The organism is Stenotrophomonas pictorum JCM 9942 (genome assembly GCF_001310775.1).
Lineage (GTDB): Bacteria > Pseudomonadota > Gammaproteobacteria > Xanthomonadales > Xanthomonadaceae > Stenotrophomonas > Stenotrophomonas pictorum.
The window spans coordinates 1-10,293 of the sequence record NZ_BAZI01000071.1; the positions used below are offsets into that span (position 1 = coordinate 1).

At 64.9% G+C, this 10,293-nt stretch carries 10 protein-coding genes and 2 pseudogenes; 6 read left to right on the plus strand and 6 right to left on the minus strand.

The annotated features are described in order from the left end of the window. From ptsP to JCM9942_RS05885, 4 genes are all read left to right on the plus strand, one after another. Positions 1–1,660 (plus strand): phosphoenolpyruvate--protein phosphotransferase (gene ptsP / locus JCM9942_RS05870; protein ID WP_054658363.1); only part of this gene is annotated, 1,660 nt, incomplete at its 5' end. Between the two features lie 122 nt (positions 1,661–1,782). Beyond that, positions 1,783–3,144: a magnesium transporter gene (mgtE, locus tag JCM9942_RS05875; RefSeq protein WP_054658365.1), complete on the plus strand. Its 1,362-nt coding sequence runs from the start codon at positions 1,783–1,785 to the stop codon at positions 3,142–3,144. A 99-nt stretch (positions 3,145–3,243) separates the two neighbouring features. Beyond that, positions 3,244–3,414, plus strand: a complete 171-nt coding sequence (locus JCM9942_RS05880; RefSeq protein WP_425478312.1) for a hypothetical protein — start codon at positions 3,244–3,246, stop codon at positions 3,412–3,414. Positions 3,415–3,490: 76 nt separating this feature from the next. Then, on the plus strand, positions 3,491–4,243 hold the full coding sequence (locus tag JCM9942_RS05885; RefSeq protein WP_054658367.1) for a tetratricopeptide repeat protein: 753 nt from the start codon (positions 3,491–3,493) through the stop codon (positions 4,241–4,243). A 9-nt stretch (positions 4,244–4,252) separates the two neighbouring features. On the opposite strand, the gene JCM9942_RS05890 is transcribed toward JCM9942_RS05885, so the two are convergent. The 3 genes and pseudogenes from JCM9942_RS05890 to JCM9942_RS05900 all read right to left on the minus strand — a co-directional run bounded on the left by JCM9942_RS05890 (position 4,253) and on the right by JCM9942_RS05900 (position 6,246). Continuing rightward, positions 4,253–5,203 carry an aspartate carbamoyltransferase catalytic subunit gene (locus tag JCM9942_RS05890; protein ID WP_054658369.1) on the minus strand — a complete coding sequence of 317 codons (951 nt, stop codon included), beginning with the start codon at positions 5,201–5,203 and terminating at the stop codon, positions 4,253–4,255. A 20-nt stretch (positions 5,204–5,223) separates the two neighbouring features. Next, positions 5,224–5,688 carry a Holliday junction resolvase RuvX gene (gene ruvX, locus JCM9942_RS05895; protein ID WP_054658371.1) on the minus strand — a complete coding sequence of 155 codons (465 nt, stop codon included), beginning with the start codon at positions 5,686–5,688 and terminating at the stop codon, positions 5,224–5,226. Further along, positions 5,681–6,246 (minus strand): annotated as a pseudogene (locus JCM9942_RS05900) (YqgE/AlgH family protein). The gene ruvX and the pseudogene JCM9942_RS05900 overlap by 8 nt, the downstream one beginning before the upstream one ends. Before the next feature lie 76 nt (positions 6,247–6,322). Here JCM9942_RS05900 and JCM9942_RS05905 point away from each other — a divergent pair. After that, on the plus strand, positions 6,323–6,859 hold the full coding sequence (locus JCM9942_RS05905; RefSeq protein WP_054658373.1) for a DNA-3-methyladenine glycosylase I: 537 nt from the start codon (positions 6,323–6,325) through the stop codon (positions 6,857–6,859). Between the two features lie 31 nt (positions 6,860–6,890). On the opposite strand, the gene JCM9942_RS05910 is transcribed toward JCM9942_RS05905, so the two are convergent. The 3 genes and pseudogenes from JCM9942_RS05910 to JCM9942_RS05920 form a co-directional block, all read right to left on the minus strand. Further along, positions 6,891–7,385 carry a hypothetical protein gene (locus JCM9942_RS05910; protein ID WP_145974328.1) on the minus strand — a complete coding sequence of 165 codons (495 nt, stop codon included), beginning with the start codon at positions 7,383–7,385 and terminating at the stop codon, positions 6,891–6,893. A 165-nt stretch (positions 7,386–7,550) separates the two neighbouring features. After that, positions 7,551–8,680: pseudogene (locus JCM9942_RS05915) on the minus strand (PilT/PilU family type 4a pilus ATPase). 49 nt (positions 8,681–8,729) lie between these two features. Further along, positions 8,730–9,767, minus strand: a complete 1,038-nt coding sequence (locus tag JCM9942_RS05920; protein WP_054658377.1) for a type IV pilus twitching motility protein PilT — start codon at positions 9,765–9,767, stop codon at positions 8,730–8,732. Between the two features lie 97 nt (positions 9,768–9,864). On the opposite strand from JCM9942_RS05920, the gene JCM9942_RS05925 reads away from it, so the two are divergent. Then, a partial coding sequence (locus JCM9942_RS05925) for a YggS family pyridoxal phosphate-dependent enzyme (protein ID WP_083468435.1) occupies positions 9,865–10,293 on the plus strand: 429 nt, incomplete at its 3' end.

The following is a 10,293-nucleotide window of genomic DNA, read 5'->3' on the forward strand; positions in this document are numbered from 1 at the left end:
GAGACTGCCCTACACCCAGGAGACCGGCAAAAAGCACGTGCCCGCCGCGGCGGTGCCGGCCGAACTGGAACGCCTGCACCTGGCCCTGGACGCCGCCCGCGCGGAAATGCGCGACCTGCGCCATCGCCTGCAAGGTGCACTGCCCGCCGAAGTCGGCGAGTTCCTCGATCTGCATGCGATGCTGCTGGATGATCCCGAACTGCTGGTGGCGCTGGATGACCTGATCCGCAACAACCGCTACAGCGCCACCTATGCGCTGCGCACCCAGCGCGACCGGCTCGCCCAGGTCTTCGAAGGGATGGAAGACGCCTACCTGAAGAGCCGTCTGGATGACCTGGATCACGTCATCGGGCGCATCCACGCGTTTTTGCACAAACGTCCGGCCGGAGTGAAGGGACTGGCCGGCGAGATCCTGGTCTGCGAGAACGTCGCCCCGTCTGAACTGGCGCAGCTGCAATCGCAGGGCGTCGTCGGTATTGTCAGCAGCGCCGGCAGCACGTTGTCGCACAGCGCCATCCTGGCGCGCAGTCTGCACCTGCCCCTGGTCGTCGCCGCCAGCGGGGTGCTCAGCCGCATCAATGACGGTGACGTGCTGATTCTGGATGGCGGCACGGGCGAGGTCACCCTCGATCCAGGTGCCGAGGACCTGCGCCAGTACCGGCTGCGCCTGCGCGAGCTGGCCCGCGAGCAACGCGAACTGGGACGGCTGCGCTCCAAACCCACCCGCACTCGCGACGGTGTCGACGTCACCCTGCTGGCCAACGCCGAATCGCACGAGGATGTCGCCAGCGCCCACGCGATGGGCGCGCACGGTCTGGGCCTGTACCGCACCGAGTTCCTGTTCCTGCAGCGCAACGAATTGCCCACGGAAGAGGAACAGTTCCAGATCTACCGCGACACGGTGCTGGGCATGAGTGGCCGCCCGGTCACCATCCGCACGCTGGACCTGGGGGCGGACAAGGCCGACCGCACCGGGCTGGCGCTGACCAGCGAGGAGAATCCGGCACTGGGGCTGCGCGGCGTGCGCCTGTCGCTGGCCCACCCCAAGGTTGCCGATGCACAGCTGCGGGCGATCCTGCGCGCCTCCGGCTATGGACCGGTACGCGTGCTGGTGCCGATGGTCAGCGCGCGCGAGGAGATTCTGGCGGTCAAACGGCGCATGAGCCGCCTGGCGGTGGCGCTGCGGGCCGAGGGTCATGCCGTGGCGGAGCAGACGCCACTGGGCGCGATGATCGAAGTGCCGGCAGCGGCGATCGCACTGGAGACGCTCATTGACCAGGTGGATTTCCTGTCCATCGGCACCAATGATCTGGTGCAGTACCTGCTTGCGGCCGACCGCAACAACGAGGCTGTGGGCGCGCTGTATTCGCCACTGCATCCGGCGGTGCTGCGGCTGCTGGCGCAGGTGATCCAGACCGCGCAGGCACACGCCACACCGGTGGCGGTATGCGGGGAGATCGCGGGCGATCCGCAGATGGTGCCGCTGCTGCTGGCACTGGGACTGACCGAGTTCAGCCTGCATCCGGCCACGCTGCTGGAGGTCCGCCGCACCATTCGCGACAGCGATCTGCGCATGCTGCGCCAGCGCGGCAAGAAGCTGCTGCAGGCACGTGATCGGCGCGGCATTGAGCGCTGGATCCGCGAATCGGCTCCGGCCTGAGCTGCCACCGGCGTAGAAACACGGTGCATCCCTGATGCGCGCACGCAATAATGACGCGCTGGACACCGCTGATGCCGCATCCTGTCTCCGGATAACGGCCTTTTCTTCTCTCTGGAGCTCCGATGGCCGAAGCCGTACGCCACGACAAGACCGCGCGACAGCTGCGCCTGCTTTCCGATGCGCTCGACAGTGGGCGCTTGGGGCCGGTGCGTCGTCTGGTCAACACGTTGGCGCCGGCCGAGATCGGCAACCTGCTCGAATCGCTGCCGCCAGGCAAACGCGAAGTCGTATGGGGACTGGTCGATCCGGAAGACGACGGCGAGGTGCTGGTCCACGTCGGTGATGAAGTCCGCGAAAGCCTGCTGGCGGACATGGACCCGGACGAGATCATCGCCGCGGTCGAAGACCTGGACATCGACGATCTGGCCGATCTGGTCGAGGATCTGCCCGATACCGTCATCGACGAAGTCCTCAAGTCGATGGATCGCGAGAACCGCGAGCGGCTGGAGCAGGTGCTGTCGTATCCGGAGGATACCGCCGGCCGCCTGATGAATCCGGATGTGGTCACCGTGCGCGCCGACGTCAACGTCGATGTGGTGCTGCGCTACCTGCGCCTGCGCGGTGAGCTGCCCGATCACACCGATCACCTGTTCGTGGTCAGCCGTCGCCACCAGTATCTGGGCCGGCTGTCATTGGCGGCGCTGGTCACGCATGAGGACAGCACGCCGATCAACCGCCTGATCGACGACGAGCAGCCGGCCATCGATGTCGGCGAAAGCGCCGAGGAAGTCGCGCGCCAGTTCTCCGACCACGACTGGGTCTCGGCGCCGGTGGTGGACGACAACAACATCCTGCTCGGCCGCATCACCATCGACGACGTGGTCGACATCATCCGTTCGCAGGCCGAGCATCAGGCGCTCGGCGCCGCCGGTCTGGACGAGGAAGAGGATCTGTTCTCGCCGATCAAGCGCGCGGTGCGCGGCCGCGTGGTGTGGCTGGGCATCAACCTGTGCACGGCCTTTCTTGCCGCCTCGGTGATCGGCCAGTTCGAAGTCACGCTGGAGAAAATCGTCGCCCTCGCGGTACTGATGCCGATCGTCGCCGGCGTCGGCGGCAACGCCGCGGTGCAGGTGCTGACGCTGATGGTGCGCGGTCTGGCGCTGGGTCAGGTCGGCCCCAGCAACGCCCGCATCCTGCTGTGGAAGGAAATGCGGGTCGCGCTGATCAACGGCACCCTGATCGGCGTGGTGGTGGGTATCATCGCTTTCCTGTGGTTCCACAGCATGCTGTTGTCGGTGGTGATCACCCTGGCGCTGATCATCAACTTCTGCGCCGCCGCGCTGGCCGGTGTATTGCTGCCGCTGATGCTCAAGCGCATGAACGTGGATCCGGCCGTCGCCGGTACCGTGGTGGTGACCGCAGTGACCGACGTGATGGGCTTTTTCAGCTTCCTCGGCCTTGCCACTTTGATCCTGCTGCACTGAGTACCCAATGACCGTTACCGTCCACGACTACTACCAGCCCGGTTGGCGCGAGCACACCCACACCTGCCCTTCCTGTGACTGGCAAGGTGCCTCGCGCAGATGGAAATGGAGCTGCACGATGAGCAGACCGAATACAGCTGCCCGCAATGCGAATTCCCGCTGCTGATTATCCAGCACCCGGATCTGGCCGCCGTACAGGCCGCCGCCGCGGCAGGCAACGTTGAAGCCCGGCAGCAACTGGAGATTCTGGCGATGGCCCCGCGCGCCTGAGCAGGGCGTTGTGCCCCTGACAGTCCCCGGCCCAATGCGCTAGGCTCGCCCCAACGCCCTTGCCAAGGAACGTTGTATGCGCCTGCTGTTGCTGGTTGTCGCCGGCCTTTGCAACGTGGCACTGGCCCAGAGTGAGACCAGTCCTTCGGTGCTGAGTACTACGCCGCTGCGCTCCCCTATGGCAGAGCCGGCTTTGGGAAGCCAGCTGCGCCTACCCGTGGAGCAGGCCATCGCACAGAGCCTGAAAGGCGATCACGCCAGGGCCAGGCCTGCCCTGCTGGATGCGGCGAGGCAGTGTGACGCCTACCTCGCCGTACCCGGACGCCAGGTACGGGCGTTCCGCAGCCAGCGCCAGTATCTGCACTATCTGGATACCCACGGCGATGGCCAGCCCACCGACTGGCTGGATATGGCCTGCGCCAATGCCTACAAGCATCTGGGCTATATCGCCGTGGAGCAGGACCAGATCGAGCAGGCCTTGCGCTGGCTGGACAAGGCCCATGCCAGCGCGCCCTACGAACCCGAGCCCCTGACCGAACGCGGCGCGGCCCTAACCCGCCGCCGCGACTGGGCCGGGTCACTGGAAAACTATCGGCAGGCACTGGCGCTCACCCGCAGCCACCCCGAAGCGGCCTATCTGGAAGCTTTGGCACTGCGCGGCACCGGGTTTGCGCTGATCGAACTGGGCGACCTTCCGGCCGCCCGACAGGCTTACGAGGCATCGTTGCAGCTGGACCCGGAAAGCAGAATCGCCGCCAACGAGCTGATCTACATCCAGCAGCTGCAGCGCAAGGCCGATGCCGACAGCACCGCGACCTCCCGCCCCTGAACCGAATGATCAGGCCAGCAGCGTTTCCAGCACGGCCATGCGCACCGCCACGCCGTTGGCGACCTGGCGCAGCACCCAGGACTGCGGGCCATCGGCGACCTCGTCGGTGACCTCCACGCCGCGGTTGATCGGCCCAGGGTGCAACACCGCCGCATCCTTGCCAGCACGTTTCAGGCGTTCGGCGGTGAGGCCGTATTCGGCGTGGTATTGCTCCAGCGAGGGCACCAGCCCTTCTTCCATGCGCTCGCGCTGCAAGCGCAGCATCATCAGCGCATCGACGCCTTCCAGCATCGCGTCGAAGTCCTGGCCGACGATGCAGCCCTTGAGCGTTTCCTCGTCCGGCAGCAGCGCCTGCGGGCCACACACACGGATCTCGCCCACGCCCAGCGTACGCATCGCATGCAGGTCGGTACGGGCCACCCGCGAGTGCTTCACATCGCCGGTGATCAGCACTTTCAGTTTCGAAAAATCCGGTCCCTTGGCCTGACGCAAGGTCAGCATGTCCAGCAGGCCCTGGGTCGGGTGCGCGCTGCGACCATCGCCGGCATTGACCAGTGCGGTGCCCTCGCCCGCAGCCGCGGCCAGCTCAGCCACCGCGCCATCATCGGGGTGGCGCACGATGAAGCCGCGCACGCCCATCGCCTCCAGATTGCGCAACGTGTCGCAGGCGGTTTCGCCCTTGCGTGCCGATGAGGTGGACGCATCGAAGTTCAGCACATCGGCGCCCAGCCGCTGCGCGGCCAGCTGGAACGAACTGCGGGTGCGCGTGGAGGGCTCGAAGAACAGCGTGCACACGGCGGTACCGGCAAGCACGGAGCGCTTGTTGCCGACCCGGCCCATCGCCGCATCTCGGATCTGACCGGCACGATCGAGCAATTGCAGCAGGTTCTCGCGGGGCAGCCCTTCCAGGGTCAGCAGGTGGCGCAAACGTCCTTGTGCATCGAGTTGCGAAGCGGTCATGACAGAGTTCTTGGCAGGAGTCAGGAAACAGGAATGGCATCGTGCGGAGCCGACAACCAGCGCTCGATGATGACCGCCGCGGCGACCGCGTCCAGGTTGGCGGCGTCACGACGACGCTTGCGACCTTCCGAGCGCTCGACAGCGAAGCGGCGCGCCGCCTCCACCGAGCTGGAGCGCTCGTCGATCATCAACACCGGCACCTTGTAGCGTTGCTGCAGCTGCCGCGCGAAAGCACGCGCGCGCTTGCGATTGGGCTGGTCCTCGCCATCAAGTGTCAATGGATCACCGACGATCAGACCGTGCGGACGCCAGTCCTTGAACAGGCGATCCAGCGCAGTCCAGTCAGGACCAGCTGCGTGCACATCGATCACCGCGATCGCACGGGCATTCATACCGAAGGAACTGCCAATCGCCACGCCGATCCGGCGCGAACCGACATCGAACCCGAGGACCGTGCTGTCGGTGGAAAGGGCCGGATCAGGCATGTCCGCTGTATCCCGCCAGACGGAACAGGTCCACCCCGATGCGCGCGGCCGACAGCTGCCAGCGCTGGTCCATCGGTGTATCGAACAGCAATCCAGCATCGGCCGGCACAGTCAACCAGCTGTTTTGAGCCAGCTCCTGCTCCAGCTGGCCGGCGCCCCAGCCCGCGCATCCCAGCGTGACCAGCGCATGCCGCGGCCCTTCCCCGCGCGCCATCGCCTCGAGGATGTCGCGCGAGGTGGTCAGGTACAGACCTTCGGCCACCGTCAGGCTGGAATCCCAGCTGCGGGCATCGTCGTGGATCACAAAGCCGCGTTCGGTATGCACCGGACCGCCGCTGAGGACTGGCTGTGCGCACAGGGCCTCGTCATCGGAGACGATATCCATCTGCATCAACACCTCGCCCAGGGTGTACTCGGAGGCTGGTTCACCATCACGCCCATCGCACCATTCTCATCGTGCTGGCAGATCAGCGAAACGCTGCGGGCGAAATGGGGATCGAGCAGCGACGGCAGCGCCACCAGCAGGTGATTGGCAAGTGGGGAAGACAGCGCGGACATGCGCCTATTCTAGCGTTTACCGCCGTTGAAGGCGTGCTGGCGGATAATGACGCCGCCCTTACCTGCGCCTGCGCCCATGTCCAGCTATTGCGATATCGCTCCCGGCCACCCTGTTCACGCCCACTACCACGCCCACGAGTACGGATTTCCGCAGCGTGAGGAAAGCGAGCTGTTCGAGCGGCTGGTGCTGGAGATCAACCAGGCCGGGCTGAGCTGGGAGACCATTCTGAGAAAACGCGAGGGCTTCCGCGCCGCCTATGACGGTTTTTCGGTGGACAAGGTGGCCGCCTATGGCCAGGGCGATGTCGCGCGCCTGCTCAACGATGCCAGCATCATCCGTAACCGCCTGAAGGTGCATGCGGCCATCCACAACGCGCAGGTGATCCAGCAGCTGCGTGCCAGCCACGGCGGCTTCGTCCAGTGGCTGGATGCCCACCACCCCTTGCCCAAGGCGGACTGGGTGAAGCTGTTCAAGAAGACCTTCCGTTTCACCGGTGGCGAGATCACCGGCGAGTTCCTGATGAGCCTGGGCTACCTGCCAGGCGCACACCGCCAGGACTGCCCGGTGCAAGCGCGCATCGCCGCGATTGGCCCGGCGTGGATGCAGGCCTGAGCACGGCGCCGTGGCCCGGACATTGGCCGACTCAACCGCGCAGGAAAATGCCCGCCAGCCCCAGCAGCAACAGCAAGCCGCCGAACAGGATGATCAGGATGTGCCAGACCAGCAGGCGATCCTGGCGGCGCATGTCCATCCGCAGGGACTGCTGGTAGCTGCGCATCAGCGAGTTCATCGGCAGCAGCGGAACAAAGGTGAAAAGGCCGATCACCCACAGGTTCTTGCCGATATTGCGCGGAAAGAACATCGACAGGTTGGCGATGAAGTTGAGCAGGAAGAACACCAGTGCCAGCACTAGCGGCGGAAACGCCAGCTGCCGCCGCCTGCTGGAAACGTAACTATTGAGCCGGGGGAAACAGCTGAATCCCCACAGCGGTGCGAACACCGCGCGCCAGAACGGCCAGATATCCCCACCCTCCTGGTCGGAAATGGCCTGCCAGTTGCGGTAGAACCAGTACGGCACGTACAGACCGAACGTGCACAGGCTCATCATGACCAGCTTGCCGGTGGACGGAGCAAACACCTCCGGGTGCACCTGCGCTGTTCCGGATTCAACCGGAACAGAAGCCGGCCGCGCAACAGCGGCCGGCGCAGGGACCGGGACCACCGGAGCCGCTGGAGGGAGATAGGGGTTCTGCACTTCCATCTGCACTTACTCCTTCCAGCGATGTCGATGGGAAAACTGCGGTCAGCGGACCTCGGCGATCTCCACGCCATCAAGCCCCTGCGCCAGCGTCTTGGCGTCGCCACCCTGGGCAAGCTTGATGCGCAGACGCACCTCGTTCTGCGAGTCGGCGTAGCGCAGCGCATCGTCGTAGCTGATCTCGCCGGCCTGATACAGCTCGAACAGGCTCTGGTCGAAGGTCTTCATGCCCAGCTGCACGGAGTCCTTCATCACTTCCTTGAGCTTGTGGATCTCACCCTCGCGGATGTAATCCTGCACCAGCGGCGTGCCAAGCATGATCTCCATCGCCACGCGGCGGGCCTTGCCATCGGGCGTGGGCACCAGCTGCTGCGCCACCACACCCTTCAGGTTCAACGACAGGTCCATCAGCAACTGGTTGCGGCGGTCTTCCGGGAAGAAGTTGATCACGCGGTCCATCGCCTGGTTGGCGTTGTTGGCGTGCAGCGTGGCCAGCACCAGATGGCCGGTTTCGGCAAACGCGATGGCGTGGTCCATGCCTTCACGGGTACGGATTTCGCCGATCATGATCACGTCCGGCGCCTGCCGCAGCGTGTTCTTCAGGGCGGCCTCCCAGCTGTCGGTGTCGATACCCACTTCGCGCTGGGTGATGATGCAGCCCTCGTGCTTGTGCACGAACTCGATCGGATCCTCGATGGTGATGATGTGCCCGGTCGAGTTCTGGTTGCGGTAGCCGATCATGCTGCCAGCGAGGTCGACTTGCCGGTACCGGTGGCGCCGACGAACAGGATGATGCCGCGCTTGGTCATCGCCAGGGTCTTGATGACCGGCGGAAGATTCAGCTCTTCCACAGTCGGGATGCGCGTCTCGATACGACGCAGCACCATGCCCACCTGGTTGCGCTGGTAGAAACAGCTCACGCGGAAGCGGCCGACACCGGACAGGCCGATGGCGAAGTTGCACTCGTGGGTCTTCTCGAACTCCTCGCGCTGCGCCGGCGTCATCACGTTGAGCACCATGTCACGGCTTTGCTGCGGCGTCAGGGGCGTCTGGGTGATCGGCGACAGCTTGCCGTTCACCTTCATCGACGGCGGCATGCCGGCGGTGATGAACAGATCCGACGCCTTCTGGTGCGCCATCAGCTTGAGGAACGAGGTGAAGTCGATGGTACTCATGACAATGCTCCGACAGAGGCGCTACGGTTACGGATCAACACCACGCCGATCATTCGAACAATCGCTTGTCTTTGGCGTATTCCTTGGCCTGGTTGCGCGTGATGAGGCTGCGTTTGACCAGATCCTGCAGATTCTGGTCCAGCGTCATCATGCCCACCTGCTGACCGGTCTGGATCGCCGAATACATCTGCGCCACCTTGTCTTCACGGATCAGGTTGCGGATGGCCGGGGTGGCCACCATGATCTCGTGCGAGGCGATGCGGCCACCACCGACACGCTTGAGCAGCGCCTGCGAGATCACCGCGCGCAGGGATTCGGACAGCATCGAGCGCACCATCGGCTTCTCGCCGGCGGGGAACACGTCGATGATACGGTCGATGGTCTTGGCCGCCGAGCTGGTATGCAGGGTGCCGAACACCAGATGGCCGGTTTCGGCGGCGGTCAGTGCCAGACGGATGGTTTCCAGGTCACGCAATTCGCCGACCAGGATGATGTCCGGATCTTCACGCAGCGCCGAGCGCAGCGCCTCGTTGAAGCCATGCGTGTCGCGGTGCACTTCGCGCTGGTTGATCAGGCACTTCTGCGAGGTGTGCACGAATTCGATCGGGTCCTCGACGGTGAGGATGTGGCCATATTCGTTCTTGTTGATGTGGTCGATCATCGCCGCCAGCGTGGTCGACTTGCCCGAACCGGTCGGGCCGGTGACCAGGATCAGGCCCTGCGGCTGTTCGATCAGCTCGCGGAAGATCGGCGGGCAGGCCAGATCTTCCAGCGTCAGCACTTCCGAGGGAATGGTACGGAACACCGCACCGGCACCACGGTTCTGGTTGAACGCGTTGACACGGAAGCGCGCCAGTGAGGGAATCTCGAACGAGAAGTCGACCTCGAGGAACTCTTCGTAGTCGCGACGCTGCTTGTCCGACATGATGTCGTAGACCAGCGCGTGCACCTGTTTGTGGTCCAGCGCCGGGATGTTGATGCGGCGGACGTCACCGTCCACGCGGATCATCGGCGGCAAGCCGGCGGAAAGGTGGAGGTCCGAGGCCTTGTTCTTGACCGAGAACGCCAAAAGTTCAGCGATATCCATACGCCGCTATATCCCCTGCGTTGCGTGTATCTGGAAGGTGTTTCCCCTGGCAGGCAGTATAGCGTTCCCACGTAAGAGGTAGACCCGTGTGTCCACTGTGCCACTAGCCGCGCTTGTGCAGGAAATTACCGCTATTTCACCGGCCGCGCACCTGGTGCGCCTGCTGGCGGTTTCCAAACTGCAACCGGCCGGCGCGATTGCCGCGCTGGCCGGGCAGGGCCAGCGGGCGTTTGGCGAGAACTATGTGCAGGAAGCGGCCGCCAAGGTGCAGGCATTGGCGCCGCTGGGGCTGGAATGGCACCTGATCGGCCACCTGCAGTCCAACAAGGCCGAGCTTGCCGCCCGGACCTTTGACTGGGTACAGACCGTGGACCGGCCCAAGCTGGTCACCGCGCTTGCCCGTCACCGTCCAGCAGGGCGGCCGCCGCTCAATGTTCTGATCCAGGTCAACATCGACGATGAGGACAGCAAGCACGGCTGCAGCCCGGACGCGGTCCAGGCGCTGGCCGCCGCCATCGCCCGCGAG

Bases quoted from the DNA above. Each gene is read 5' to 3' on its own strand.
- JCM9942_RS05890 (WP_054658369.1), bottom strand. From the start codon at position 5,203: ATGACCGCTTCGCAACTCGATGCACAAGGACGTTTGCGCCACCTGCTG.
- JCM9942_RS05880 (WP_425478312.1), top strand. From the start codon at position 3,244: ATGGAAATGGAGCTGCACGATGAGCAGACCGAATACAGCTGCCCGCAA.
- ruvX (WP_054658371.1), bottom strand. From the start codon at position 5,688: ATGCCTGATCCGGCCCTTTCCACCGACAGCACGGTCCTCGGGTTCGAT.
- JCM9942_RS05920 (WP_054658377.1), bottom strand. From the start codon at position 9,767: ATGGATATCGCTGAACTTTTGGCGTTCTCGGTCAAGAACAAGGCCTCG.
- JCM9942_RS05885 (WP_054658367.1), top strand. From the start codon at position 3,491: ATGCGCCTGCTGTTGCTGGTTGTCGCCGGCCTTTGCAACGTGGCACTG.
- mgtE (WP_054658365.1), top strand. From the start codon at position 1,783: ATGGCCGAAGCCGTACGCCACGACAAGACCGCGCGACAGCTGCGCCTG.
- JCM9942_RS05905 (WP_054658373.1), top strand. From the start codon at position 6,323: ATGTCCAGCTATTGCGATATCGCTCCCGGCCACCCTGTTCACGCCCAC.